This is a genomic window from Enterobacter sp. ECC_219_Taxon_10 (assembly GCF_058354905.1).
Map to the genome: position 1 here is coordinate 2,599,152 of NZ_CM178005.1, position 25,704 is coordinate 2,624,855.

Genomic DNA, 25,704 nt, shown 5'->3' on the forward strand with positions numbered 1-25,704 from the left:
AGAGCCGAAAAAATAACCGCACGCAATATGCGTCATATGTTGACACAGATCAAGTTTTTTCGTTACAGAATAACCACTTAAATATTATGGCTAATAACAATTGAGTATATTTCGCTACAACTTATGAAAATGCCCATGAGGATCGTTCATGGGCATGCGTAAAATAATGAGAGCGGCAGCAGTCAGGTTACCAGGTCCCTCTCACGCCTATCGAGGCTCCCAGACTGTACTCTGTATTATCAAAGCGCGGCGTCCAGTTCGCAGAAGTATAGACAGCAAGCGTTTTGTTGAGATCGAGGCTGCCCCCGACCTTCACATCAGCAAAGCCGCCACGCGTCCGGGTGGTAATCGTTTCGGTTTTCTCCGTCATCACAAACTCCGTCTTCGATTTACCCATAAATTCTTGGCCGGCACCGGCATCCAGCCAGACAGAATATTTGAGATTGTTCACCAATCCGATATTGCTGACCCGGATCCCTGCGGAACCCTGCAGTGACTGGAAATTATTGAAACGGATCTCGGTCAGGCCATCATTGGCATCATTCAGGTTTTCATACTGATAGGTTACTCTCGCATGCGGCTCTACTTTTATGCTCCCTGTCTGGTACACCGGGAATCCACCTTCAAGAGATGTCGCAAGAGCGAACCCTTCTGTATCGTAACGGGTATTGTCTTCGGCCTGGTTACGTGCTTTTAACCATGAACCCTGGAATACCATATCCGTCCAGGCATCATTATGATGAACATGGGTAAAATAGGAGCCGAGGGTGTAAGCATCCAGGCGGCTTAGCCCCGCCTCACTATCGTCATAATCTGTCACGTGACTTCTGCTGTTGCCGATCGTGGCATACAGACCGGCGTAATTGCGGTTACCCGCATCATCAACATTGCGCCAGATATCATTCCCGAACTGAATGGCGTTAATGTGTTGATCATACTTTGCCCCGGCATCGCCGTAGATACCCTTCCCATCACCTTTATGCGTAATGTTATCGTTGATATAACGTCCCCAGGCCCGTGATTCTCTGGCACACCACAGCGTAAGATCCTCCTCGCAGGGCATAGATGCTGTCGGTGTTACATCACTGTTGTTCAGACCATAAAAACCGGTACGTTCATAAAAGTTGCTCATCATCGCCATATTAGTCCCTGCGACAATCAGCGGCGTGGCTGCCGCCACCGAGACACCCGGACGCCATACCGGCGTACCGGGATTTGGCGAACCTGGGTTTTGCGAATCCGGGTTTGGCGAACCGGGTTGATCAGAGGTGAGATACCAGTTATCAGCCGCACTGCCATCACTGGCGCCACGCAGCAGGGAGTAGCGATATGCCCCGCCATAAACAGGGCTGCTCAGCCGGAAAGCATCGGCAGCAGTCGTTCCGTTATTGGTGGTCTCCACCAGCAGAATACCGTTCCCTTGCGTTGGTGCCCCCGTATTGCTGACATTATTAACCGCCAGGTTAGTACTCCCGGTTGCAGCGCCACCGTTTACAATAATGCGATCCGCTGTTCCGTTGCTGAGATCGGCATTCAGGCCGACCGTCCCGTTCTGCCCATTGAGATTTTTTACCGTGAGGGTGTTAGGTGTGAAAGTGCCACCTGTCGCACCCGGGAAATTAATATTTCCGGCAAGCGTCAGCGTATCCAGAACGTTCTGTCCCGCGGTACCGGTGACATTCCAGGTCGAGCCGCTTTCAATATTCATATCCAGTGGATCAACCCAACCCGTGAGGGTGGCATTGTTCTTCAGGTTCAGTATCGAGCCACTCTGGCCTGTCACATTGGTCGTTGCCGTGTTGCCCGAAAATGTCAGCGTCCCGGCATCAATATAGGTTCCGCCCGTCAGGCTGTATAAGCCGGAAAGTATCAGCTCCCCGCTTCCCTGTTTTCTCAACGTTCCTGAACCGCCGATCGCGCCATCTAGCGTGAGAGCATCACTACGGTTCACCACCAGCGCACTGTTGTTCGTCACATCACCTTTGATGCTCCCTTGCGTTCCACCATCACCCAGTTGCACTGTCCCATGGTTAATCAGGGTTCCCCCCGTCCAGGTGTTATCACCCGTCAGGATGGTAGTGCCTGCGCCTTCATTGCGGAATTGCCCCGTGCCAGTAATGACATTGTTTAGCTGCTGGACAGCGTTATTATTCAGCGTGAGCGTACCGTTATTGATGATATTACCGGCAATCGTTCCCGGGTTATCACCATTGCCAAGTTGCAACGTACCTTCGCTGATCGCTGTACCACCGGTATAGGAATGGGTACCCGTCAGGGTGAGTATTCCGCTGCCGGTCTTTGTTAAACCGCCATCGCCCGTCAGGACAGATGAAATAAGGATTGCATTGCCGCTGGTATCAATGGTGCCACCACCGCCACTCAGGGTTATGCCATCGGTCGCGGTAAGTGCCGCCGCGCCAGCATAGCGCAGGGTACCGTTATCCAGCGTCAGGTTGCTGAGCCTGGAATCCTCCGTGACGTTCCAGGAAGAGCCACTGCCGAGCGTCAGATTTGTCGTGCCGCCTTCTGCCGTCTGCACTCGCCCGGTTAACTGTGAATTATTGTCCGCCACCACGCGGGTTGTGCCCGTGCCAGCGGCGTTAATCACTGCCCCATTATCAGCGCTAAGACGGGTGTTTGTCAGCGTAATGGTCGCATCCCCGGCGGTAACCAGCACACCATCTTTATTGCTGCTCAGGACTGAATCGACAAAGGAAAAGCGGTTTTCTCCAGCGGCAGCGCTGTTATCAGCGCGAATAACGGCGGCGGCATCTGTACCCTCCACCGCGAGCTGGCTTTGATTCAGTGACAGATTTCCAAGCCCCGCCCCCCAGACACCCCATGCAGTATCTGCCGTGAGTGTGCCAGTTGAGGCCCCTGAAAGGGTAACCGTCCCGTTTCTGTCGGCCCTGACGAGATAGCCGGAAGGGGCCTGCGCAGTCAGGTTTGCATTCCCGGTGATGTTAATTGTCCCGGATTGGGTTGCCCAGAGACCGTTTGCCGCCCCACCGTCAGAGCGGATCTGTAAATTCATATCGTTTAATTGTACCCGGGCAGCATCCTCGCCCGACAGACTGGCACCGGCTACCACGCCAAAAAAGTTTCCGCTTCCGTCGTAATTTAAATTCGTCGTTCCGCTGCCCGTAATGCTGCTGCTGAATTGCGAGACAATACCGAAGGAGGTGCCCGATGCCGGGTTTTCACCCGTACCCGCATTCAGTTCAGCATTTTCCATCGTTATATGGGCGCCAGCGTTAGCCGATAACAGGGCACCACTGTTAGCCCCGGCATTAGTGACCCGGTAATCCCCCGTTAATTCCACATCGCTATGCCAGTTAGCACTAATACCCGGGCTATCTATTCCCCCAAGAACCATATCGCTTGTATTTATGGACAAATCTCTGGCCTTAAACTGCGGGCGAGGGTCATTCGCGTCTGTCGATCCATTTAGCAGGATCCCAAGAGCTTTACCGGAAGCGCTGATGGTGGTTCCGGTTCCAAGATTTACGTCCGAGCCACTGTTTATAATAATCACATTATTATTTAATCCATCAGCCGTACCGGTGCCAGTCACGGTAATGGCGACTCCACCATCCGGTACCGAAACGCCCCCTCCATTTTCGGCGCGAATCGCGGACGCATCGCTGTCCGTCACGGTGATGGTGTCTCCGCTCAGGAACACTCTTGGTATATCCGGATCGTCGCTGATAACGGTATCCGTATAGTCCTCTGCCCGAACGTGGCTTGTCAGAGAAGCGGAAATAAGTAATGCAAGCAAACTCACTTTTATATGTAAACGAGGATTATATGTATTAGGTGCAACAGAATGCGGGAACGTCTGAACAGGCGTTGCAGGACATATTAATGTATCCATGGTTTCACCGATAAGAGATATGATTCAATCTAATTTTTACCGAAGATTTCTGGATTTCAAGGAGAGTAAAATTATATTTTTAAATATACCTATAAAGCCCAGGGAAATTAACCTCCGTATTATTGACTGGTTTTTCAAACGTGGCCGGAATAAATATAACGATTAACCCAGCCACGCCGTTATAAATTAATGTTTGATCATGACATGCCGCACGACCGTATAATCCTCAAGCCCGTACACCGACATATCTTTGCCGTAGCCGGATAACTTCATGCCGCCGTGCGGCATTTCGCTCACCAGCATAAAGTGGGTATTCACCCAGGTGCAGCCGTACTGCAGGCGCGCGCTCAGGCGATGGGCACGGCCCACGTCTTTGGTCCAGACCGATGACGCCAGGCCGTACTGCGAATCGTTCGCCCAGGCCAGCACCTGCGCCTCGTCGTCAAATTCAGTAACGCTCACTACCGGGCCAAACACCTCTCGCTGAACAATGGCGTCGTCCTGCTTTGCCCCCGCCAGCAGGGTTGGCTGGAAGTAGTAGCCCGCCCCCTCTTTTTTGCTCCCGCCCGTGACGACGCGAATATGGCCGAGCGCTTTCGCCTCATCGACGGCCTGACAGACGCGTGAAAGATGGGCAGCCGAGCTGAGCGGTCCCAGTTCGGTAGAGGCATCGTCCGGGACACCCATTTTAAGGCTGGCAACCGCTGCGCCCAGCTTTTCCACCAGTTGGGCATAGATGCCCTTCTGAGCATAAATACGACAGGCCGCCGTACAGTCCTGCCCGGCATTGTAGAACCCAAACGTCCGCACCCCTTCGACAACCGCATCCAGGTCGGCATCATCAAACACGATAACCGGCGCTTTACCACCCAGCTCCATATGGGTGCGTTTAATGGAGGACGCGGTATGGCCGATGATATGTTCCCCGGTAGCAATTGACCCGGTCAGTGAGACCATACGAACTTTCTCATGGCCGGTAAGCGGGTCGCCCACCGTTTTACCGCGACCAAACAGGACGTTCAGAACGCCTGCCGGGAAGATATCTTTTGCCATCTCTCCCAGCTTCAGCGCAGTCAGCGGTGTGATTTCTGAGGGCTTAATCACCACGCAGTTCCCTGCCGCCAGCGCGGGGGCCAGCTTCCAGGCCGCCATCATCAGCGGGTAGTTCCAGGGGGCAATAGAGGCAACCACGCCCACCGGATCGCGGCGGATCATAGACGTGTGCCCGTCAAGATACTCTCCGGCTGCCAGCCCGTTCAGACAGCGGGCGGCCCCGGCAAAGAAACGGAAAATGTCGACCACTGCCGGAATTTCATCGCCCAGCACGCAGTGCAGCGGCTTGCCGCAGTTGAGGGATTCGAGCCGTGCAAAGTCCTCCCCATGCGCTTCAATCGCATCCGCCAGCTTCAGCAGGCACTCGGCGCGGGTTTTCGGCGTGGTTTGCCCCCATGCCGCAAATGCACGGTCGGCCGCCTGAACCGCCGCGTCGACCTGTGCCGCTGACGCTTCAGCAATCTCCAGCAGCACCTCTCCGGTGGCCGGGTTATACACCGGCTGTTTTTCTCCCTCTCCGGTTACCAGCTTTCCCTCTATCAGCAGTTGTGTTTGCATAGCATTGTCCTGTTGAAATCACTGTTATTTCCCGCTGCAGGCGATGTTCTCGCCGTCGCGGGTTAGCCACCAGGCTCCCAGAATGGGGATAGTTGTCACCAGCATCACCAGCAGTGCTACGACGTTGGTGACCGGCACGTCGCGCGGACGCCCGAGCTGATTGAGCAACCACAGCGGTAACGTGCGCTCGTGTCCCGCCGTAAACGTTGTGACGATTATCTCGTCAAACGACAGGGCAAACGCCAGCATTCCCCCGGCCAGCAGCGCGGAACCCAGATTGGGCAGCACCACATAGCGGAAGGTTTGCCATCCGTCGGCCCCGAGATCCATCGACGCTTCCACCAGGCTCCAGGAGGTGCGTCTGAACCGGGCAATCACGTTGTTAAACACCACCACCACGCAGAAGGTGGCGTGCCCAACCACGATGGTAAAGAATCCCGGCTCCAGGTTGATTGTTTTGAAGGCCGTCAGCAGCGCCAGGCCGGTGATGATCCCCGGTAACGCAATCGGCAGCAGCAGCAACAGCGATATCGCGTTCTTACCAAAAAACTCGCTTCGCCACAGCGCCGCTGCAGCAAGCGTGCCAAGCACGAGGGCTATCGCGGTGGATAACGCTGCAATCTGAAGTGACAACGTCACGGATTCAATAATATCGCCGCGCCCCGCCGCCGCGCTAAACCACTTCAGCGTCAGCCCCTGCGGCGGAAAGCTGAAGGCCGCGTCTTCGGTATTAAAGGCATAGGTCGCGATAATCAGCAGCGGGAAGTGCAGGAAGATAACCCCTCCCCAGGCGGCCACTTTCAGGAACAGCGGTGCGCGTTCAGAGTGCATCGAATGCTCCCAGACGCTTCACGAACGCCAGATAGAGTGAAATCAGCACGATGGGCACCAGCGTGAACGCGGCGGCCATGGGCATATTGCCAATGGCCCCCTGCTGCGAGTAGACCATGTTACCGATGAAATAGCCCGGCGGGCCTACCAGCTGCGGAACGATGAAATCCCCCAGCGTCAGGGAAAAAGTGAATATTGAGCCTGCCGCAATACCCGGGATCGCCAGCGGCAGAACGACGTAGCGAAAGGTCTGGCGCGGGCGCGCGCCGAGGTCAGCTGAGGCCTGCAGCAGCGAGGCAGGCAGACGTTCCAGCGCCGCCTGGACCGGCAGGATCATAAACGGCAGCCAGATATAGACGAAGACCAGAAACCGTCCCAGCCCGGAGGTGGACAAGGTGTTGCCGCCAATCGCGGGTAGCGTAAGGATCGAGGTCAGGATCGGCTCCAGCCCCATATGATTAAGAAACCACTGCGCCACCCCGTCCTTCGCCAGCAGCAGCGTCCAGGCGTAGGCTTTGACGATGTAGCTTGCCCACATAGGCAGCATCACGGCGATATAGAAGAATGCTTTCCACCTGCCGCGGGTGTATCGCGCCATGTACCAGGCCATCGGGAATGCCAGGATGGCGCTGGCAATCGTCACCGCAATCGCCATCGTCAACGTGCGCAGGATAATGTCGTAGTTTGCCGGGTTGAAGAGCGCCTGAATGTTCGCCAGGGTCAGATCCGGCGTGACGGCCATGGTGAAATCGTCAAAGGTGTAAAACCCCTGCCACAGCAGGGTAAGAAGCGATCCCAGATAGACGATGCCAAACCACATTAGCGGCGCGAGCAGGAGCAGGAACAGGCCGAGCGACGGTTTACGCCAGAACAGAGCCGTCACGCGGCTTACGCGGCTGCAGGAGGCGGGAGGATGCGCAACGCTCATAGCCATTTCACCTCTCCTCGTGCAGGCGAACCATCGCCTCGCGTGACCACGACGCCGTGACCGCCTGCCCCGGCGCAATGCCGCTCAGCGGCGAGGTTTCACTGAGGTTGGCCTGGCTTACCAGCAGTTTGGCACCGTCGGCGAGCTTCAGCTCCAGCCGCGTGGCGGCCCCCTGATACTGAACGGCCTGCACGACGCCCTGAACCTGAACGTCTCCGCCCTCATTAAGGCGAATATGTTCCGGACGCAGGGAATAGCTGCCTTCCATGCCGCATATTTTCTGCGCCAGACCCGCATCGAAGACGTTAGCGGTGCCGACAAAACCGGCGACAAACGGCGTGCGCGGACGCATGTAGAGATCGCGCGGGGTGTCCACCTGCTCGATGCGCCCGTTATTGAACACCGCGACCCTATCTGACATGGAAAGGGCCTCGCCCTGATCGTGGGTGACAAAAATAAAGGTGATACCGAGTTCCTGTTGAAGCTTCTTCAGCTCGAACTGCATCTGTTCCCGCAGCTTGAGATCGAGCGCGCCTAACGGCTCGTCGAGTAGCAGGACGCGCGGTTCATTCACCAGCGCCCGGGCAATGGCAACACGCTGGCGCTGGCCGCCGGAAAGCTGCGAAGGCTTGCGGGCGACGGCAAAGCTCAGGCCCACTTTTTCCAGCGCAGCACGGGCCTGCGCATGGCGTTTTTTCTTGTCGATGCCTTTGACCATCAGCCCGTAGGCGACGTTATCGAGGATCGACATATGTGGGAACAGCGCGTAGTCCTGAAAGACGGTGTTCACGTCCCGCTCCCAGGGAGGCAGTTCGCTCGCCTCTTTACCGAAGATTGAAATCGTGCCGCCGGACAGCTGTTCAAAACCGGCAATCAGACGCAGGCAGGTGGTTTTGCCGGAGCCCGAAGGCCCCAGCATGGAGAAAAATTCCCCGTCACGAATCGCAATGGTGACCCCATCCACCGCCCGCACGTCGCCGTACAGCCGTGAAACATTGTTAAACTCTACTGCGTACGTCATGTTCAGCTCCCGGACGATTAACGGCCGCCCATAATGGCGATGTAATCCTGCGTCCAGCGGCTGTAAGGTACATATTTACCGCCTTCCGCGATGGGGGTTTTCCAGAACATGATTTTGTCAAAATAGTTATAGCCATTGGTTTCGCAGCCCTTGTCGCCCAGCAGCGTACTGGCCTTACATCCTTCAGCCACGACGGGCAGCGAGCCAAACCATGCCGCCAGATCGCCCTGCACTTTCGGCGTGAGCGACCAGTTCATCCATTTGTAGGCGCACATCGGGTGTTTTGCCTGCGCGTGCAGCATGGTGGTATCCGCCCAGCCGGTTACCCCTTCTTTCGGGAAGACGGTGGCAACGGGCTGGTTTTCAGCCTTCAGGGCATTCGCCTGATACGGCCAGGCGCTGGAGGCTACGACGCCTTCGTTTTTGAAGTCGCTCATCTGGACGGTGGTGTCATGCCAGTAGCGGTGGATCAGCGCATGCTGGTCGCGAAGCACCTTGAGCACGGCGGCATACTGTTGTTCAGTGAGCTGGTACGGGTCGCTAATACCCAGCTGCGGCTGCGTGGCTTTAACGAACAGCGCGGCATCGGCGATATAAATCGGGCCGTCGTACGCCTGCACGCGTCCCTGATTGGTTTTACCGTCCGGCAGATCCTGTTTGGTAAAGACTACGCTCCAGCTGTCCGGCGGCGTCGGGAAGGTTTTGGTGTTGTACATCAGCAGGTTTGGCCCCCACTGATACGGCGTGCCATAGACCTTGCCGCCTACGTTAAACCACTCGCCCTTCACGATGCGCGGGTCGAGGGTTTTCCAGTTAGGGATAAGCTCGGGGTTAATCGGCTGAACGCGTTTGCCCATGATCAGGCGCAGGGAGGCGTCACCTGAGGCGGTGACCAGGTCATATCCGCCTTTTGCCATCAGGCTGACCATTTCATCGGACGTGGCCGCCGTTTTGACGTTGACCGCGCAGCCGGTCTCTTTTTCAAACTGGGTGACCCAGTCATAATTTTTATCCGTCTGTCCGCGTTCGATGTATCCCGGCCAGGCGATAATATCCAGTCGACCTTCCCCGTCTCCGATGGCCTTTGGTGGTTCTGCGGCTTGCGCGGTCATGATAGTCATGCCGAGCGCGCACAGGCTGCTGCGGGCAAATTTTTTGCTCATAAGGGTTACTCCTGTCGCAATGAAATTTAGCGGCAGCCGTGCCGTAAAAATATCTCCCTTATTAAACGTAGACCGCACGTATGCGCCGCACCGTTCGGCTTAAGGAAATTTCATCAAGGTGTGACCGAGGACGCATTCCCCGTTAACTGGATTATAGACAAGGAGTTAGACGCGAAGGCCGGTATGCAGATTTCATATGATATGGCACCGAAAAATATTCGCCGTGCCGTCATCAGGATAAGAAATGATTATTTAAATAACGAGGGAAGGATTATTCCAGCATCGTGCTAATTAATTTACCTAACTGAATGACCGCCTGCTCTTCCCGCTCGCCCCATGCCCAGGACGTATTAAAGCGGAAGAACGGCGTCCACGCGTCAGAGGTGGAAAACATCTTTCCAGGCGCAATGCTGATGTGGTGCGTTAAGGCCTTTTCGCTGAGCAGGCCCGCGTCCAGCTGCGCCGGAAGTTCCAGCCATAAAAAGTAGCCGCTGTCGTTGTGGTGAATTTTGACGCCGGCAGGCATATGGCGCAGAAGTGACTGCCAGGCCTGCTGTTTCCGCTCGGCGAGCGTGCGTCGCAGGCGGCGCAGATGGGCGTCGTAGCGCTTGGTCGCCAGGTAGTCCACCAGCGCCAGCTGCATGGGAGAACTGGTTGATAAGGTGCTCATCAGCTGCAGCTGCTGAATGCGTCGCGCGTGTTTTCCTGCCGCCACCCAGCCGATGCGAAAACCGGCCACCAGGCATTTTGAAAAGGACGAGCAGTGCAGCGTCATCTCCTCCCGGTCCCAGGCTTTCGCCGGAAGGGGTTTTTCCCGGCCAAAATAGAGCTCGCTGTAGACATCGTCCTCGATCAGGGTGACGTTGTTCTTCGTCAGGAGCGCGACCAGACGCGCTTTTTTCTCTGCGCTCAGCGTAAAGCCAAGCGGGTTTTGGCCGTTAGTCATGAGCCAGCAGGCTTTTACCGGGTAATCGTTCAGCGCCTGTTCCAGCGCATTCAGGTCGATACCCTCCCGCACGTCTGTGGCGACCGACAACGCTTTTAGCTTAAGGCGCTCCAGCGCCTGCAGCGCGCCGTAGAAACAGGGGTTTTCGACAATCACCCAGTCTCCTGGCTCTGTCACCGCCTGCAAACTCAGGTTCAGGGCTTCAAGGGCGCCTGCGGTAATGACAATTTCGTCCGGCGAGATGTTCATCCCCTGTTGCGCGTAGCGGCGCGCAATGGCGTGACGGAGTTCAGCGTTACCGGGCGGCAGGTTCTCAATCACGCTCATTGCGGTAGCGGTTTTACTGACGTTTGCCAGCGAGCGGTTGAGCTGCTGAAGCGGGAAAAGTCGGGGGTCGGGAAAGGCGGAAGCGAAAGGAACAACGGACGGATCGCGGCTGGCCTGTAAGACCTCGAAGATATAGGTGTTGATATCTACCGCTTCATCACGCATCACCTGGGCAGGCGGCGCAGGCTGTTGTGCGGTCGGGCGCGAGGCAACGTAATAGCCCGACTGCGGCCTGGCGACAATGCGCCCCTGGCTTTCCAGCATCTGATACGCGTGGCCAACGGTCATAAAGCTCATGCCGCTGCTTGCCACCTGCTCTCGCAGGGAAGGCAGCTTATCGCCCGGCAGCCATACGCCAAGCTCAATCTGCGAGATAATTTGTTGCGCCAGACGCTGGTATTTTTTCATCAGATTCTCCTTATTGCCGACAGTGTATATCAGCAGGAGAAAAAGAGAAGATTTTGCTAACTGTTATAGTCTGGAAGATGAATTACTTACGGTATTCGGTCACGTGGCTCTGAGCAGAGCGTGCGGCGGCCAGGTGGTCGAGCGTAATCATCGGCGATTTGCAAAAAATGCATTTCGCGCCAAACGGGTTTTTCTCAGACACGTCAAAGGCTGAGGTACGGTACTGCGAACCATGGCAGCATGGGCAGCGAAAATGGATATAAGAAGTCATAGGATTCTCCTGAAACGTAAAAACGTAAATTACTAATGGGCCGATTGGGCATAATGGTTTTAAACAAAACTAATCGGAATGTAGATAAAGACCCAAGAGAGGCTGCGGAGAGGCACAACGTGATGAGAACTGCTTTATAAAACTACGTCAGATATTTATTTGGACTCAAAACCAGATGACCATTAACGCACGGCGCAGACGACAAGGCAAGCGGTTTTATGCGTAAAAATCATAAAAATACAGTTTTTATTCAGAAACACTAAGGCTGGCACTAACTATAGGTTCAGTCAATCGCAAGTAAAACACTTATAAATCAATGAAATATAAATATTTTACATGACACTTTTTGCCTAATAACCTTCACTCACAGGGAGTATTAACATTCGTTAAACACGAATTGTTAATGAAAAAAGGAGTTTGATATGGCCATTCCAGCATACCTTTGGCTGAAAGATGATGGCGGCGCAGATATCAAAGGCGCTGTTGATGTACAAGATCGGGAAGGAAGTATTGAGGTGTTGGGATTCGGTCATGGACTGCATCTACCGACAGATAACATGACGGGGAAAATTACTGGTACCCGTATTCATACAGCTCTCGTTTTTGAGAAGGAATTCGACAGTTCAAGTCCCTATCTCTACAAAGCCGTTGCAAAAGGTCAGACGCTGAAAGGGGCTGAATTTAAATGGTATAAGATCAACGATTCCGGGCAGGAAGTTGAATACTTCAATATGCAGCTAGAAAATGTCAAAGTCGTCTCTATATGTCCACTCATGCATGACATTAAAAACCCGGCAACGGAGAAGCATAACCATCTGGAAAGTATCGCCCTGCGTTACGAAAAAATAACATGGAAACACTGCGACGGTAATATTATTTTTTCTGACGAGTGGAAAGACAGATGATTCGGTGCACTTTTCATTTGAATGGCTATCAGCTTTCCACTTTGAGTTGCCCCGGCTTAGGCTTTTTCCCCGCGTATTCTGGAAATTCGGGGCATAACAGAAATAATCCTAATGCCGTTGCGACTCCTGAGGTGGGCCCCTTACCCCCAGGACTCTATTATATCGTGAAACGTCCACGAGGCGGTTTTGGTACTCACTGGCATGACGCAATTAAAGGGTTAGAAAGCGGATCAAACCGTGACTTTTGGTTTGCTCTTTACCGCCACGATACTCACATTGACGACAGAACTTTTATCAATAATGTTGAGCGTGGTTCTTTCCGGTTACACCCGGCGGGACAGTCTGGGATTAGCAATGGATGTATTACGTTGCCAAATCACTCCCATTACAGAATTCTGATGCATGGTCTACTGGCATCCGGCACGTTTAAAGTTACTGCTGGGTTAGATGCACTTGGAACAATACAGGTATATTGATGAATGCAAAAAAGCATACCCTGACCTGGGTTGTTGAAACATTGATGCTGTTTGTTATTTACTCACTTGTATGTTACTTCATGCCTGATGTATTACTTTATCATCTCTTCACCAGCCATTTTGGCTTTATGACTGAACTTGAATGGAGTGAAAGCTATACACTGTTGCTTTTCATCCTCTCATTTTTGCTCAATACCATGTTGATTTACCTCTGGGCATTACGAAAATGAACCTCCCTTGGGCGGAAATATTGCCGCCCGGCAATATAAAGCAAAGGCAGGCAAGAAAACTGTTATAGATAAATAACCCAGGTCTGTCTCTGCAACCCAGCGCTGGCGCGGCTTAGAATGGCATCGACATAATTACATCGCGGAGTTTTGCATGTTTGGTTTAGATGCTTTTCACCTTGCACGGATACAGTTTGCCTTCACCGTATCCTTTCACATTATTTTCCCGGCCATCACCATCGGCCTGGCAAGCTATCTTGCCGTGCTCGAAGGGCTGTGGCTGAAAACAAAAAATCCGGTCTGGCGCTCGCTGTACCATTTCTGGTCGAAGATTTTCGCCGTCAACTTTGGCATGGGCGTGGTCTCCGGGCTGGTGATGGCCTACCAGTTTGGCACCAACTGGAGCGGCTTTTCACAGTTTGCGGGCAGCATTACCGGCCCGCTGCTGACCTATGAAGTGCTTACTGCCTTCTTCCTCGAAGCCGGGTTCCTCGGCGTGATGCTGTTCGGCTGGAATAAAGTGGGGCCAGGTCTGCACTTCTTCTCCACCTGCATGGTGGCGCTGGGCACCATTATCTCCACCTTCTGGATCCTCTCCTCGAACAGCTGGATGCAGACCCCGCAGGGCTACGAGATCGTCAATGGTCAGGTCGTGCCGGTGGACTGGTTCGCTGTGGTATTTAACCCCTCCTTCCCCTACCGCCTGCTGCATATGTCGATTGCGGCATTCCTGAGTAGCGCCCTGTTTGTCGGTGCATCTGCGGCATGGCACCTGCTGCGCGGAAATAATACCCCCGCCATCCGGGCGATGTTTTCGATGGCGCTATGGATGACGCTGGTTGTCGCCCCCCTCCAGGCCCTGGTTGGCGATATGCACGGGTTGAACACCTTAAAGCACCAGCCCGCCAAGATTGCCGCCATTGAAGGCCATTGGGAAAACCCGCCGGGCGAGCCTACCCCCCTGCTGCTGTTTGGCTGGCCGGATATGGAGCAGGAGCGCACTCGCTTTGGACTGGCGATCCCGGCGCTGGGTAGTCTTATCCTGACGCACAGCCTGGATAAACAGGTCCCTGCGCTCAAAGAGTTTCCAAAGGAGGATCGTCCTAATTCCACCATCGTTTTCTGGTCGTTCCGCATTATGGCGGGCTTAGGGATGCTGATGCTGCTGCTTGGGGTAGCGGCGCTCTGGCTGCGTTATAAAAAGCGGGTTTATTCTTCACGTCCGTTCCTGTGGTTTGCGCTGCTGATGGGACCATCCGGGCTGATTGCCATTCTGGCCGGATGGGTCACCACCGAAGTGGGCCGCCAGCCGTGGGTGGTTTATGGGCTTCAGCGAACGAAGGATGCGGTTTCTGCCCATGGCGATCTGCATATGAGCGTGAGCCTGCTGGCCTTCTTCGTCGTCTACACCTCGGTATTCGGCGTGGGCTACAGCTATATGGTGCGCCTCATCCGAAAAGGGCCACAGCCGTATGAATCATTCGCCACCGAGGCCGACGGACGCCCGACGCGCCCGCTTTCTGCCGTCACAACTGAACAGAAGGAGCAGCCATAATGGGTATCGATCTTTCCATTATCTGGTTTGTCATCATCGTCTTTGCCACGCTGATGTATATCGTCATGGACGGGTTTGATCTGGGGATCGGTATTCTGTTCCCGGCAACGCAAAACGCCGACGATCGCGACGTGATGGTCAACAGCGTCGCGCCGGTCTGGGACGGCAATGAGACCTGGCTGGTGCTAGGCGGTGCTGCCCTGTTCGGCGCGTTTCCGCTGGCCTATGCGGTGATCGTTGATGCCCTCACTATTCCGCTGACGTTAATGCTGATCGGACTTATTTTTCGCGGTGTGGCATTTGAGTTTCGCTTTAAAGCCACGCCGGCCCACCGTCCTTTCTGGGATAAGGCGTTTATTGGCGGTTCCGTTCTGGCGACCTTTACCCAGGGCGTGACGGTGGGTGCCGTCATTAACGGCTTTACCGTGACTGGCAGGGCCTATACCGGCGGCCCCTTCGACTGGTTTACCGCGTTCAGCCTGTTTTGCGGCGCGGGTCTGGTGGTGGCCTACGCGCTGTTAGGCTCGACCTGGCTGGTGATGAAAAGCGAAAACGCGCTGCAGCAGCGGATGCGTGAGGTGTCGAAAACGCTGTTAATCGTGCTGCTGGCGTTTATCGCGGCGATCAGCCTCTGGACGCCTCTGGCGCACCCGGCCATCGCGGCGCGCTGGTTTACGCTGCCGAATCTGTTTTATCTGCTGCCGGTCCCTGCCCTGGTCGTCATGTTTAGCCTCTACCAGTGGCGCTGCCTGAGTAATCCTGATAGCCATACTCGTCCGTTTATTCTGACGCTGGGGCTGATTTTCCTCGGCTTTAGCGGGCTTGGGATCAGCATCTGGCCGCATATCATACCGCCGTCAATCACCCTGTGGCAGGCCGCCGCCCCGACGCAAAGCCAGGGCTTTATGCTGGTGGGCGCGCTGTTGATCATTCCCGTCATTCTGGTCTACACCTTCTGGAGCTACTACGTCTTTCGCGGCAAAGTTCAGCCTGGGGAGGGTTATCACTGATGCAACAACCTGTCTGGAAAAGATTGCTGTGGCTGGCCATTATCTGGGGCGGCAGCGTACTGGCGCTGGCAGCGGTCAGTATGCTCTTCCGTATGCTGATGACGGCTGCCGGGTTTAAATCTCATTAAACTTCATTCCGGGCAGCCCTGCGTTGCCCGGCACCACCCCGCACTTTCAGATAAACCCCATTAACGCACCGCAGAGTATCGTTACACTGGTAAAAGATTCACAGAATTTATAATTTGAGAAGAAAAATGAAAAAGCTCATCGCGTTAAGTGTTATCAGCCTTGTCCTTAGCGGCTGCGTTAATCCTGGCAAAGCATCCGTTCAGCCGGATCAGCTGAAGAGCCACCGTTTTGTACTGGAAAACGTGGACGGCAAAGCCGTGAAGGGGATGACCGCGCAGCCTGAGATCGCTTTTAACGCGCTTCCCGATATTAGCCTCGTTGATAACATTAGCGTTTCCGGCCAGATGTGTAACCGCTTCAACGGGCAGGGAAAGCTGTCCGAAGGTGAGCTAAAAGTTAAAACGCTGGCGATGACTCGCAAACTTTGTACCGAACCGCAGCTTAACGAGCTGGATCAGGCCATCGGCGACATGCTGCGCAAAGGGGCGCAGGTCGACCTGACTGAAGACCAGCTGACGCTGGCGACGGCCGATAAGACGCTGATGTTTAAGCGCGCGGAATAATCAGTAGCTACCGCAGCTTCCAACGGCAAGCGACTGTTCACTGCAGCGTTTGCCGTTTGGCAAGGCGCACATCCCGATAGCCGAACCGTCAAGCTGGCGGGCAACGGACAGCGAGCCGCCAATCATGGCACAGTTGGCCTGGCCTGAACTGGACATTGCCGCTTTCATTCCCGGCGCCACGTGGGCCGCCGTGGCCTGCTGAACAGGTTCACTGCTGCATGCCGACAACAATAACGCGGCACACCCTACCCAAAATGCTGAACGCATGCTCTTTTCCCCGTAAATAGTGCGAAACCTAAGCATAATAGGCATCACATCCCGTGTCGTCGAGAGCGGAAGTGCGTATTTATGCGCTACTGAAACAATTTCTCGCAATTTTTTCGCCCTAAGTTTGATCTAACCATTGATGGTGAGAATACCGAGGACACAAAAGCGAAAATCGTAAAACCCCCTGTTTGCTAGACTACAGAGATAATATTCAGGGCTGGTCGCCTTATGACAGCCTCTCTGTTTTTGCGCAATGTAAGGGTGTCGTCCTATGCAAACTATTGACGGTAATGGTGCAGTTGCCTCAGTCGCGTTTCGCACCAGTGAAGTTATCGCCATCTATCCGATCACGCCAAGCTCTACCATGGCCGAGCAGGCGGATGCCTGGGCGGGGAACGGGTTAAAAAACGTCTGGGGCGATGTCCCGAGAGTGGTTGAAATGCAGTCCGAAGCGGGAGCAATTGCCACGGTCCACGGTGCACTGCAAACCGGCGCGCTCTCCACGTCGTTTACCTCCTCTCAGGGATTGTTGTTAATGATCCCAACGCTGTACAAACTCGCCGGTCAACTGACCCCCTTCGTCCTGCACGTCGCGGCGCGTACTGTGGCCACCCACGCACTCTCTATTTTTGGCGATCACTCCGACGTGATGGCCGTGCGTCAGACCGGCTGCGCGATGCTGTGCGCCAGCAGCGTTCAGGAAGCCCAGGACTTTGCTTTAATTTCGCATATCGCCACGCTTAAAAGCCGCGTTCCGTTTATTCACTTCTTTGATGGTTTCCGTACGTCTCACGAGATCAACAAAATCGTCCCGCTGGCGGACGAGACTATCCTGGATCTGCTGCCGCAGGCGGAAATCGACGCGCATCGCGCCCGCGCCCTGAATCCGGAGCACCCGGTTATCCGCGGGACTTCGGCAAATCCGGATACTTATTTTCAGTCCCGTGAGGCCACAAACCCGTGGTACAACGCGGTTTATGACCATGTCGAGCAGGCAATGAACGACTTTGCCGCCGCAACCGGACGCGAGTACAAACCGTTCGAATACTACGGCCACCCGCAGGCCGAGCGCGTGATTGTGCTGATGGGTTCTGCTATCGGCACCTGTGAAGAGGTCGTTGACGAGCTGCTGGCCCGCGGCGAAAAGGTCGGCGTGCTTAAAGTGCGTCTCTACCGTCCGTTCTCGGCTAAACATCTGCTCGCTGCGCTGCCAGAAAGCGCGCGTACCGTGGCGGTGCTCGATCGAACCAAAGAGCCGGGCGCACACGCGGAACCGCTCTATCTGGACGTGATGACCGCCCTCGCTGAAGCCTTTAATAACGGCGAACGTGAAACGCTACCGCGCGTTATCGGCGGTCGTTATGGCCTGTCTTCCAAAGAGTTCGGGCCGGACTGCGTGCTGGCCGTGTTTAACGAGCTAAGGGAAGCAAAACCCAAGCCGCGCTTTACGGTGGGTATTTATGATGACGTGACGAATCTTTCCCTGCCCTTACCGGAAAATACCCTGCCCTCGACCGCTAAACTTGAGGCGCTGTTCTACGGTCTGGGCAGCGATGGCAGCGTCTCGGCGACCAAAAACAACATCAAGATCATCGGCAATTCAACGCCGTGGTACGCGCAGGGTTACTTCGTCTACGACTCCAAGAAAGCCGGCGGTCTGACCGTTTCTCACCTGCGCGTCAGCGAGCAGCCTATCCGCTCTGCCTACCTTATTTCTCAGGCCGACTTTGTTGGCTGCCATCAGCTGCAGTTTATCGACAAGTACCAGATGGCTGAGCGCCTGAAGCCCGGCGGTATCTTCCTGCTCAACACGCCTTACAGCGCCGATGAGGTCTGGGCGCGCCTGCCGCAGGAAGTACAGACGGTGCTGAACCAGAAAAAAGCCCGTTTCTATGTCGTCAACGCGGCGAAAATTGCCCGTGAATGTGGCCTGGCCGCGCGTATCAATACCGTGATGCAGATGGCCTTCTTCCATCTGACCAATATCCTGCCGGGCGACAGCGCGCTGGTGGAACTGCAGGGGGCCATCGCCAAAAGCTACAGCAGCAAGGGCCAGGAGCTGGTAGAGCGTAACTGGCAGGCTCTGGCGCTGGCGCGCGAGTCACTGTTCGAGGTGCCGCTGCAGCCGGTAAATGACGCCAGCCCGAATCGCCCTCCGGTGGTCTCGGATGCGGCACCTGATTTCGTGAAAACCGTGACGGCCGCGATGCTGGCCGGGCTGGGTGACGCCCTGCCCGTCTCTGCGCTGCCGCCGGACGGAACCTGGCCGATGGGCACCACGCGCTGGGAAAAACGCAACATCGCCGAAGCGATCCCCATCTGGAAAGAAGAGCTCTGTACCCAGTGCAATCACTGCGTAGCGGCCTGCCCGCACTCGGCCATTCGGGCCAAAGTGGTGTCGCCGGAAGCGATGGAAGATGCCCCGTCCAGCCTGCACTCGCTGGATGTAAAATCCCGCGACATGCGCGGCCAGAAATACGTTCTGCAGGTCGCACCGGAGGACTGCACCGGGTGTAACCTGTGCGTTGAGGTCTGCCCGGCGAAAGACAGGCAGAACCCGGACATCAAGGCCATCAATATGATGTCGCGTCTTGAGCACGTTGAAGAAGAAAAAGTGAACTATGACTTCTTCCTGAACCTGCCGGAAATCGACCGCAGCAAGCTGGAGCGCATTGATATTCGTACGTCGCAGCTGATTACGCCGCTGTTCGAGTACTCCGGTGCCTGCTCCGGCTGCGGCGAAACGCCGTATATTAAGCTGCTTACCCAGCTGTACGGCGACCGGATGTTGATTGCCAATGCCACCGGCTGCTCATCGATCTACGGCGGTAATTTACCGTCCACGCCTTACACCACCGATGCGAATGGGCGCGGTCCGGCATGGGCAAACTCTCTGTTCGAAGATAACGCCGAGTTTGGCCTGGGCTTCCGCCTGACGGTTGACCAGCACCGCGCGCGCGTGATGCGCCTGCTGGAGCAGTTTGCCGGGCTGATCCCTGCCGAGCTCAATGCCGCACTACACGCTGACGCCACGCCCGAGGTGCGCCGCGAGCAGGTGGCCGAGCTGCGTCACGCCCTTCAGGGGGTGGCCGGGGCTGAACAGCTTCTGACCGACGCTGATGCCCTGGTCGAAAAATCGATCTGGCTGATTGGCGGCGACGGCTGGGCTTACGACATCGGCTTTGGCGGGCTGGATCACGTATTGAGCCTGACCGAAAACGTCAACATTCTGGTCCTGGATACGCAGTGTTATTCCAATACCGGTGGTCAGGCGTCGAAAGCCACGCCGCTGGGCGCCGTCACGAAATTCGGTGAGCACGGTAAACGCAAGGCGCGTAAGGATCTGGGCGTGAGCATGATGATGTACGGCCACGTTTACGTCGCGCAAATCTCGCTGGGCGCGCAGCTTAACCAGACGGTGAAAGCGATCCAGGAAGCGGAAGCGTATCCGGGTCCGTCGCTGATCATTGCCTACAGCCCGTGCGAAGAGCATGGCTACGACCTGGCTCTCAGCCACGATCAGATGCGTCAACTGACGGCCACCGGCTTCTGGCCGCTCTACCGGTTCGATCCGCGTCGTGCAGATGAGGGTAAATTACCGCTGGCGCTGGATTCACGTCCGCCGTCCGATGCCCTGGCAGAGACGCTAATGCAGGAGCAGCGCTTCCGCCGCCTGAATGCGCAGCAGCCTGAGGTGGCAGAGCAGCTCTGGCAAGACGCCGCCGCGGATCTGCAAAAACGGTATGACTTCCTGGCGCAGCTGGCAGGAAAAGCTGAAAAATCCACCAGCGACTAAACCCTATGCCCGGCTCGTCCGGGCATTTTTTTCCATAAAAAAAGCCCGATGTTTTCACATCGGGCTAATCCAGATAATTAATGAATCTCTCTTTAGTTTCCCAAAAGACATTCACGATAATTATGGATAAATAATCTTAAAGGCATATAACGGGGCAGAGATTACCTGATTTAACCGCTAATTAATAATTTTTATTTAATATGGTTTATTTTAACTCATTCATCAAGCAAATGACCATTTCCGCAGTTTTATCTGGTTTAGATTTTACTTAATTCGTAACAATTCTATTTTATTACTATTCCACAGGAGTGATCTAGCATGAGACAACTTTCTTATTCGGGAAGTTCAACAGGTAATCAAATAAAAACAACTGCAAAGGAATATCACTATGCAAAGAAAAGTACTGGCTCTGATGATTCCGGCTCTGTTAATGGCTGGCGCCGCGCATGCGGCAGAAATTTATAATAAAGACGGCAACAAACTGGATCTGTACGGAAAAGTGGATGGTCTGCACTATTTCTCCGATGATGCCTCTAAAGACGGCGATCAAACCTACATGCGTCTGGGTTTCAAAGGTGAAACGCAGATTAACGACATGATGACCGGCTACGCGCAGTGGGAATATAACATTCAGGCAAATAATACCGAAGGGTCTGATAACCAGTCCTGGACGCGTCTGGCCTTCGCGGGGGTCAAAGTGGGTGACTACGGTTCCTTCGATTATGGCCGTAACTACGGCGTACTGTACGACGTGGAAGGCTGGACCGATATGCTGCCTGAATTCGGCGGCGACTCTTACACCTATGCCGATAACTTTATGACCGGCCGCGCTAACGGCGTGGCAACCTACCGTAACACTGATTTCTATGGTCTGGTGCAGGGCCTGAACTTCGCGCTGCAGTATCAGGGTAACAATGAAGATGCCAGCAACAATCAGGAAGGCACCAACAACGGCCGCGACACGCGTCATGAGAATGGCGACGGCTTCGGTATTTCTACAACCTATGATTTCGGTATGGGGATCAGCGCCGGTGCCGCCTACGCCTCATCTGACCGTACCAACGACCAGGTTACGCATACCACTGCGGGCGGTGACAAAGCAGATGCCTGGACAGCTGGCCTGAAATATGACGCCAATAATATCTATCTGGCCGCCATGTATTCTGAAACCCGTAACATGACGCCTTATGGTGATAACACCGACGCCGTGGCGAATAAAACTCAGAACGTCGAAGTGACCGCGCAATACCAGTTCGATTTCGGTCTGCGTCCGGCAATTTCTTATCTGCAGTCAAAAGGTAAAGACCTGGGTAAAGGTCAGGGCGACCAGGACCTGGTGAAATATGCAGATGTAGGCGCAACCTACTATTTCAACAAAAACATGTCCACCTATGTTGATTATAAAATCAACCTGCTGGATGAAGATGACAGCTTCTACAAAAACAACGGCATCAGCACCGACGATGTCGTTGCATTAGGCCTGGTTTACCAGTTCTGATAGTCAGAGCCCGCAGCGTTATGCGGGCTCATTCTTTTTTGATTTTCGTCTCAAAAGAGCGCTTTATTTCGGTATTGTTGAGGATAAGTTGAAAGAAAACGGGTTAGACTGCGCGCATATCCCCTTCTTCACTAAGGATGATAGCGTTGTTTGGCCGCATATCCGTTACCATACTGACTCTTCTGGCGTGTTTATGGATGGCGTTGATCTTTGATTTTCGCGATATTGTCGGGCATCTCGGCACGCTGTTAAACCATCTGGATCGCCATTAACAGTTATTCCCAGAAAAAAGCCACCAGCTTTGCCGGTGGCGGTCATACGCATTTCGAGCGTTACTTTTTCACGGGTTGAGGTTTTTTATCCCCTGATTCGGGGGCCTCGCGCGGATCGTCTTTTTCAACACAGAGCATAATGTCTCCTGTTTCAGTTACCCACTTCCCACTATAGCCAGTGTGAACAGATCCTGGCCAGGCGGTAATCAACCTATATTGCTCTCTTTTTTGCGAAACGAGAGGTATCCAAAAACGCCGCTTTCACCATCGCTCGGATGGTTCACGCCGTCCATCACCGTCACTACGGGGAAATCAAACGGCGACACATTTTCAAAACAGGCCACATTGACGCCGTATTCATTTGGGTTAGAGCGACGCTGATGGAACGTGTATATCCCGCAGACCGAGCAGAAGAAATGCCGCGCAGTCCCCGTGTTGAAACGGTACTCCGTCAGCTTATCCTCACCTCTGGTTACGGTAATACCCGACAACGGTGCAGAGACCACAACTGCGCCCCGCATGCGGCAAAAAGAGCAACTGCAGCGCCGCGCAGTATTAAAACCGTCCGTGAGTTCGACGGTAAATGCCACCGCGCCACAATGGCACTGTGCATGACGAATATCTGTCATCGGTTAGACCCCTTTTCTCACCAACTCGGCGGCCTTAACGAAAACCTCATCTTCTACACCATCGCCTTTCTGCCTGCCGAGCCTGACCAGCTCTTCAACAATGCTGTCGCGATCGATCGGTCTCTGGGCGGAAACCAGCCCAATAACGGCGGCACCAATCGCCAGCCCCACTAATCCTGTTTGTTCGTCTTTGTTCTTCATACTCATGCTCCTGATACAACAAACAAGCGTAGCAGGATTTTTAAAAACGCAGCGTCAGGCAGTATTCACTGAATCGCTGTCAGCCCGACGCGCTGGCCGTACGAGAGCTCTAAGGTATTTCCATCGGGATCGGCAAAGAATACATAATACCCAACGGGATCGCCCAGATCTTCCGGTGCTTTCCGTAACGCTCCTTCTTCGATGGCCATCGCGGTTTTTCTGTCAATTTCTTCACGCGTGGCGCAGGCAATCCCAAGGTGGCCAAAATGCCCCAGCGGCGTATCGGTCACGTTGTCAGACTGCACCAGAACCAGCGCAAAAGGACGCGTATGGTCAGTTAGCCACGCCACTTTGCGGACATCGGGAAGATCGGGCTCACGCGAGTGGATGACCTCCATCCCGGCATATCGGCGGTAGAAAGCAACGCTCTTCTCCAGATCCCGGACCATAAACGCAACATGAGTGAATCCTACGTCAATGTCTTTCATTTTAAGATGTTACTCCTCTATTAACGTGTCGAAGCCATCTTAAAAGCTCAAGTTAACTTGAGGTCAACGGTGAATTTGTGCGGTCCTGCTGATGCTCAATTGGGGATGAAGGGATAAAAATAATACAGCCCCGCCGTAGCCGAGACGCTTACGACGACGCTCAGTAAAAACCAGGTTTTGAATGGCTGCTTCTGCGTTTTATGGCGAAAGAGCTGTTGGCCCACAATAGCGCCAGGCCACCCGCCAACAATGCCAAATACCAGTAACGTCCTCTCCGGTACCCTGCGCATCCCTTTCCGCGCAGCGGTTTTATCGGCGCCGTAAATCGCTATCGTCAGAACGTTAATCAGCAAGAACCACATGGCGCAGGGATACGCGGTAAAAACGCTGCCAGCTGCAGCGATGAGCAGGAGCAAAAAGCAAAAACGATTCAAAGTCATAGTGACAGCCACTGGACAGGTATGCGGATTTCGAAAGGCATTATACGCTTTCTTACGCATGTATCAGCCTGAGGCCATCTTTCGTCAAACAGACCCATTCAGCAACTCTATTATCCTGCGCCGTCTTCACACCCTCACCTGTCAGCGTTATGCGTCCCGCTCGGTGCGACGGCAGGAGCGGAATACCAGTTTTCTTTGGCGACCATGACGCTTCCTTCAGGCTGCATGACAAAGTTGGGCGACATGATTTGCACGTTATATTCGTTAAAGACATCCTGAATGTTGCTGAACAGCGCATTGCGCGCGACGGCCAGAGGCTCCCCGGGTAGCAGCCTGACCTGAAGCTCATAGGCGATATACCAGTCCATTAGCGACAGCTGACGCACCAGCGGCGGCGTTGAAGGATCCACGCACGCTGTCCGCCTGGCGGCCAGCTCAAGCATGGCATGCACCTGCCGCCAGGGGGTGTCATACCCAATGGTGACGCTTACGGTTAAGTTGACGCTGCCGTCATTGTTTTGGGCGCTGAGGTTCGTTATCTTGCCGCTCACCACGACGGCGTTGGGCACGGTGACCACATAGTTTTCGCGGGTGATAATTTTGGTGGCGAGCATACCAATTTCGCTCACCTTCCCTTCGTTATCAGCGACCCGAATGACGTCGCCCTTGCGCAACGCGCGCGAATAAATCAGTACGAGACCGCTCATCGCATGATTCATCACCCCAGCAGAACCCAGCGTCAGCATCAGACCAAAGAAGACGCTTATGCCCTTAAAGGCCAGCGAATTAGCCCCGGGAAGAAACGGGTATGCGGCGGAGAGCGCGAACAACCACACCACAACTGAGAGAAGTTTTCTGGTCGCCCCGACGGTTTCAGGGTGCAGCCCTGGAAACTGTAAACGCCCCACTTCTACCTGGTTGAGTACCACCTTTAACACTTTGAGGATTACCGCAGTGATCGTGAAGATGATGAAAACAATTGCCAGTCCTGGCAGCGCTGAGGCAACGGCTAAGGCAATCTGCCGTATGACATGTAACGTCCAGTCACCCAACGATGTTGCCCAGACTCGCGTCCAGGGAAACAGGCTGAACGACCAGCTAAGCCAGCCGTAAAAAGCCAAAATCATCACAACCAACATCAACAGGCCGTACAGACGCGCTTCGATGAGGCCGATGAAACGGCGCCAGCGTTGGGGTACCCAGCTCCGCTTCTCTGCGACCTTTCGACGATAGTGCCCTCTTACCCATTTCCAGGAGCGCAACGCACCATAGCCAAGCAGGAACCAAATCAAAATACCGGCCGCAGTCTTTGCTGTGGAAAGCAGCAGCCATCGGGTATCATATTGATCGCGAAGTGAGTTACGCTGCGCTTCCAGACGTGCCAGCACGCGCTGAGCGGCCTGATCCAGGGTAAGATCGTCCCCTTCATCCAGATCTGATTCTGTCAGCAGCATGACCGGCTTACCATTCATCACGAACATTCTTCCCTGCTGGTTATACCGGGTGACAGGGATAATTGTCAGAGGTTTGCTAACATCTTCCTGCGAGAAATTACGTAACGTATTTCGAATCCGTAATACACGCTCTTCTGGCGTGGTGAAACCGAACTTTGCCTGCAGCATGACGATCGGTTGATGGAAGATATATAGCGTGCGTGCCCGCTCACTTTCAGTCGGTTCCTGTCGGGGTTCGGCAGCCAAAACGGGATGAGCAGGAAAATAGAGTAAACATAATAATAGAGCGAGCACTAACCTGTTCATATCTACCTGTATTTCATGAATTATGCGTTTTCACCAGGCATTGTATTAACATCATGCCGACCGACAGCCGTGGAAAACGTCCCTGCGAGAAATACCGTTCGCAGGGCA

General features: G+C 54.4%; 24 protein-coding genes. 9 read left to right on the forward strand and 15 right to left on the reverse strand.

What is annotated here, in order from left to right; genetic code table 11:
- Window positions 1-187 precede the first annotated feature (187 nt).
- From AC4ICF_RS12395 to ymcF, 8 genes are all read right to left on the reverse strand, one after another.
- Window positions 188-3,874 carry an autotransporter domain-containing protein gene (locus AC4ICF_RS12395; RefSeq protein WP_316379235.1) on the reverse strand — a complete coding sequence of 1,229 codons (3,687 nt, stop codon included), beginning with the start codon at window positions 3,872-3,874 and terminating at the stop codon, window positions 188-190.
- A 186-nt stretch (window positions 3,875-4,060) separates the two neighbouring features.
- Window positions 4,061-5,485, reverse strand: a complete 1,425-nt coding sequence (gene patD / locus AC4ICF_RS12400; protein ID WP_316379236.1) for an aminobutyraldehyde dehydrogenase — start codon at window positions 5,483-5,485, stop codon at window positions 4,061-4,063.
- Window positions 5,486-5,509: 24 nt separating this feature from the next.
- Complete coding sequence (locus AC4ICF_RS12405) at window positions 5,510-6,316, reverse strand: ABC transporter permease (protein WP_316379238.1); 807 nt, start codon at window positions 6,314-6,316, stop codon at window positions 5,510-5,512.
- The gene (locus AC4ICF_RS12410; RefSeq protein ID WP_438532429.1) at window positions 6,306-7,244 is read right to left on the reverse strand and encodes an ABC transporter permease; all 939 of its coding nucleotides are present in this window, start codon (window positions 7,242-7,244) and stop codon (window positions 6,306-6,308) included. Before AC4ICF_RS12410 ends, AC4ICF_RS12405 begins: the two co-directional genes overlap by 11 nt.
- A 7-nt stretch (window positions 7,245-7,251) precedes the next feature.
- Window positions 7,252-8,265 carry an ABC transporter ATP-binding protein gene (locus tag AC4ICF_RS12415; RefSeq protein ID WP_316379239.1) on the reverse strand — a complete coding sequence of 338 codons (1,014 nt, stop codon included), beginning with the start codon at window positions 8,263-8,265 and terminating at the stop codon, window positions 7,252-7,254.
- Between the two features lie 17 nt (window positions 8,266-8,282).
- Entirely contained in the window at window positions 8,283-9,428 is a 1,146-nt protein-coding gene (ydcS, locus tag AC4ICF_RS12420) for a putative ABC transporter substrate-binding protein YdcS (protein ID WP_163329587.1), read from the reverse strand.
- A gap of 271 nt (window positions 9,429-9,699) precedes the next feature.
- Complete coding sequence (locus AC4ICF_RS12425; protein WP_316379240.1) at window positions 9,700-11,109, reverse strand: aminotransferase-like domain-containing protein; 1,410 nt, start codon at window positions 11,107-11,109, stop codon at window positions 9,700-9,702.
- Between the two features lie 82 nt (window positions 11,110-11,191).
- Window positions 11,192-11,380 (reverse strand): cold shock small protein YmcF, encoded by a 189-nt coding sequence (gene ymcF, locus AC4ICF_RS12430; RefSeq protein WP_058654517.1) that lies wholly within the window; start codon window positions 11,378-11,380, stop codon window positions 11,192-11,194.
- A gap of 422 nt (window positions 11,381-11,802) precedes the next feature.
- Between ymcF and AC4ICF_RS12435 the strand changes: the two genes are divergently transcribed.
- The 7 genes from AC4ICF_RS12435 (at window position 11,803) to hslJ (ending at window position 16,245) form a co-directional block, all read left to right on the forward strand.
- Complete coding sequence (locus AC4ICF_RS12435) at window positions 11,803-12,285, forward strand: Hcp family type VI secretion system effector (RefSeq protein ID WP_316379241.1); 483 nt, start codon at window positions 11,803-11,805, stop codon at window positions 12,283-12,285.
- The gene (locus tag AC4ICF_RS12440; RefSeq protein WP_316379242.1) at window positions 12,282-12,761 is read left to right on the forward strand and encodes a DUF2778 domain-containing protein; all 480 of its coding nucleotides are present in this window, start codon (window positions 12,282-12,284) and stop codon (window positions 12,759-12,761) included. Before AC4ICF_RS12435 ends, AC4ICF_RS12440 begins: the two co-directional genes overlap by 4 nt.
- Window positions 12,761-12,991, forward strand: a complete 231-nt coding sequence (locus AC4ICF_RS12445; protein ID WP_316379243.1) for a hypothetical protein — start codon at window positions 12,761-12,763, stop codon at window positions 12,989-12,991. The genes AC4ICF_RS12440 and AC4ICF_RS12445 overlap by 1 nt, the downstream gene beginning before the upstream one ends.
- A 151-nt stretch (window positions 12,992-13,142) precedes the next feature.
- On the forward strand, window positions 13,143-14,543 hold the full coding sequence (locus AC4ICF_RS12450; protein WP_116339604.1) for a cytochrome ubiquinol oxidase subunit I: 1,401 nt from the start codon (window positions 13,143-13,145) through the stop codon (window positions 14,541-14,543).
- Complete coding sequence (gene cydB, locus AC4ICF_RS12455; protein ID WP_116339602.1) at window positions 14,543-15,553, forward strand: cytochrome d ubiquinol oxidase subunit II; 1,011 nt, start codon at window positions 14,543-14,545, stop codon at window positions 15,551-15,553. The genes AC4ICF_RS12450 and cydB overlap by 1 nt, the downstream gene beginning before the upstream one ends.
- On the forward strand, window positions 15,553-15,681 hold the full coding sequence (locus AC4ICF_RS12460) for a DUF2474 domain-containing protein (protein ID WP_008501283.1): 129 nt from the start codon (window positions 15,553-15,555) through the stop codon (window positions 15,679-15,681). The genes cydB and AC4ICF_RS12460 overlap by 1 nt, the downstream gene beginning before the upstream one ends.
- A 126-nt stretch (window positions 15,682-15,807) precedes the next feature.
- A complete protein-coding gene (gene hslJ / locus AC4ICF_RS12465) occupies window positions 15,808-16,245 on the forward strand; it encodes a heat shock protein HslJ (RefSeq protein WP_116339600.1) in 438 nt (145 codons plus the stop codon).
- On the opposite strand, the gene AC4ICF_RS12470 is transcribed toward hslJ, so the two are convergent.
- Complete coding sequence (locus AC4ICF_RS12470; protein ID WP_028013313.1) at window positions 16,246-16,512, reverse strand: putative hemolysin; 267 nt, start codon at window positions 16,510-16,512, stop codon at window positions 16,246-16,248. It abuts the gene before it with no gap.
- 271 nt (window positions 16,513-16,783) lie between these two features.
- On the opposite strand from AC4ICF_RS12470, the gene nifJ reads away from it, so the two are divergent.
- Window positions 16,784-20,308 carry a pyruvate:ferredoxin (flavodoxin) oxidoreductase gene (gene nifJ, locus AC4ICF_RS12475; protein WP_316379244.1) on the forward strand — a complete coding sequence of 1,175 codons (3,525 nt, stop codon included), beginning with the start codon at window positions 16,784-16,786 and terminating at the stop codon, window positions 20,306-20,308.
- A gap of 388 nt (window positions 20,309-20,696) precedes the next feature.
- A complete protein-coding gene (ompC, locus tag AC4ICF_RS12480) occupies window positions 20,697-21,806 on the forward strand; it encodes a porin OmpC (RefSeq protein ID WP_116339596.1) in 1,110 nt (369 codons plus the stop codon).
- A 332-nt stretch (window positions 21,807-22,138) separates the two neighbouring features.
- On the opposite strand, the gene AC4ICF_RS12485 is transcribed toward ompC, so the two are convergent.
- The 6 genes from AC4ICF_RS12485 to AC4ICF_RS12510 all read right to left on the reverse strand — a co-directional run bounded on the left by AC4ICF_RS12485 (window position 22,139) and on the right by AC4ICF_RS12510 (window position 25,596).
- The gene (locus AC4ICF_RS12485; RefSeq protein ID WP_223239581.1) at window positions 22,139-22,216 is read right to left on the reverse strand and encodes a hypothetical protein; all 78 of its coding nucleotides are present in this window, start codon (window positions 22,214-22,216) and stop codon (window positions 22,139-22,141) included.
- A gap of 68 nt (window positions 22,217-22,284) precedes the next feature.
- A complete protein-coding gene (locus tag AC4ICF_RS12490; protein ID WP_316379245.1) occupies window positions 22,285-22,707 on the reverse strand; it encodes a GFA family protein in 423 nt (140 codons plus the stop codon).
- A 3-nt stretch (window positions 22,708-22,710) separates the two neighbouring features.
- Complete coding sequence (locus AC4ICF_RS12495) at window positions 22,711-22,908, reverse strand: hypothetical protein (RefSeq protein ID WP_116339592.1); 198 nt, start codon at window positions 22,906-22,908, stop codon at window positions 22,711-22,713.
- A 65-nt stretch (window positions 22,909-22,973) separates the two neighbouring features.
- Window positions 22,974-23,396 (reverse strand): VOC family protein, encoded by a 423-nt coding sequence (locus AC4ICF_RS12500; RefSeq protein WP_116339591.1) that lies wholly within the window; start codon window positions 23,394-23,396, stop codon window positions 22,974-22,976.
- A gap of 95 nt (window positions 23,397-23,491) precedes the next feature.
- On the reverse strand, window positions 23,492-23,836 hold the full coding sequence (locus tag AC4ICF_RS12505; protein ID WP_316379310.1) for a DUF1294 domain-containing protein: 345 nt from the start codon (window positions 23,834-23,836) through the stop codon (window positions 23,492-23,494).
- A 134-nt stretch (window positions 23,837-23,970) separates the two neighbouring features.
- Complete coding sequence (locus tag AC4ICF_RS12510) at window positions 23,971-25,596, reverse strand: mechanosensitive ion channel domain-containing protein (protein WP_316379246.1); 1,626 nt, start codon at window positions 25,594-25,596, stop codon at window positions 23,971-23,973.
- Between the last annotated feature and the right edge of the window lie 108 nt (window positions 25,597-25,704).

Coding starts and splice junctions, on each gene's coding strand:
- AC4ICF_RS12395 (WP_316379235.1), bottom strand. CDS start 3,874: ATGGATACATTAATATGTCCTGCAACGCCTGTTCAGACGTTCCCGCAT.
- patD (WP_316379236.1), bottom strand. CDS start 5,485: ATGCAAACACAACTGCTGATAGAGGGAAAGCTGGTAACCGGAGAGGGA.
- AC4ICF_RS12405 (WP_316379238.1), bottom strand. CDS start 6,316: ATGCACTCTGAACGCGCACCGCTGTTCCTGAAAGTGGCCGCCTGGGGA.
- AC4ICF_RS12410 (WP_438532429.1), bottom strand. CDS start 7,244: ATGAGCGTTGCGCATCCTCCCGCCTCCTGCAGCCGCGTAAGCCGCGTG.
- AC4ICF_RS12415 (WP_316379239.1), bottom strand. CDS start 8,265: ATGACGTACGCAGTAGAGTTTAACAATGTTTCACGGCTGTACGGCGAC.
- ydcS (WP_163329587.1), bottom strand. CDS start 9,428: ATGAGCAAAAAATTTGCCCGCAGCAGCCTGTGCGCGCTCGGCATGACT.
- AC4ICF_RS12425 (WP_316379240.1), bottom strand. CDS start 11,109: ATGAAAAAATACCAGCGTCTGGCGCAACAAATTATCTCGCAGATTGAG.
- ymcF (WP_058654517.1), bottom strand. CDS start 11,380: ATGACTTCTTATATCCATTTTCGCTGCCCATGCTGCCATGGTTCGCAG.
- AC4ICF_RS12435 (WP_316379241.1), top strand. CDS start 11,803: ATGGCCATTCCAGCATACCTTTGGCTGAAAGATGATGGCGGCGCAGAT.
- AC4ICF_RS12440 (WP_316379242.1), top strand. CDS start 12,282: ATGATTCGGTGCACTTTTCATTTGAATGGCTATCAGCTTTCCACTTTG.
- AC4ICF_RS12445 (WP_316379243.1), top strand. CDS start 12,761: ATGAATGCAAAAAAGCATACCCTGACCTGGGTTGTTGAAACATTGATG.
- AC4ICF_RS12450 (WP_116339604.1), top strand. CDS start 13,143: ATGTTTGGTTTAGATGCTTTTCACCTTGCACGGATACAGTTTGCCTTC.
- cydB (WP_116339602.1), top strand. CDS start 14,543: ATGGGTATCGATCTTTCCATTATCTGGTTTGTCATCATCGTCTTTGCC.
- AC4ICF_RS12460 (WP_008501283.1), top strand. CDS start 15,553: ATGCAACAACCTGTCTGGAAAAGATTGCTGTGGCTGGCCATTATCTGG.
- hslJ (WP_116339600.1), top strand. CDS start 15,808: ATGAAAAAGCTCATCGCGTTAAGTGTTATCAGCCTTGTCCTTAGCGGC.
- AC4ICF_RS12470 (WP_028013313.1), bottom strand. CDS start 16,512: ATGCGTTCAGCATTTTGGGTAGGGTGTGCCGCGTTATTGTTGTCGGCA.
- nifJ (WP_316379244.1), top strand. CDS start 16,784: ATGCAAACTATTGACGGTAATGGTGCAGTTGCCTCAGTCGCGTTTCGC.
- ompC (WP_116339596.1), top strand. CDS start 20,697: ATGCAAAGAAAAGTACTGGCTCTGATGATTCCGGCTCTGTTAATGGCT.
- AC4ICF_RS12485 (WP_223239581.1), bottom strand. CDS start 22,216: ATGCTCTGTGTTGAAAAAGACGATCCGCGCGAGGCCCCCGAATCAGGG.
- AC4ICF_RS12490 (WP_316379245.1), bottom strand. CDS start 22,707: ATGACAGATATTCGTCATGCACAGTGCCATTGTGGCGCGGTGGCATTT.
- AC4ICF_RS12495 (WP_116339592.1), bottom strand. CDS start 22,908: ATGAAGAACAAAGACGAACAAACAGGATTAGTGGGGCTGGCGATTGGT.
- AC4ICF_RS12500 (WP_116339591.1), bottom strand. CDS start 23,396: ATGAAAGACATTGACGTAGGATTCACTCATGTTGCGTTTATGGTCCGG.
- AC4ICF_RS12505 (WP_316379310.1), bottom strand. CDS start 23,836: ATGACTTTGAATCGTTTTTGCTTTTTGCTCCTGCTCATCGCTGCAGCT.
- AC4ICF_RS12510 (WP_316379246.1), bottom strand. CDS start 25,596: ATGAACAGGTTAGTGCTCGCTCTATTATTATGTTTACTCTATTTTCCT.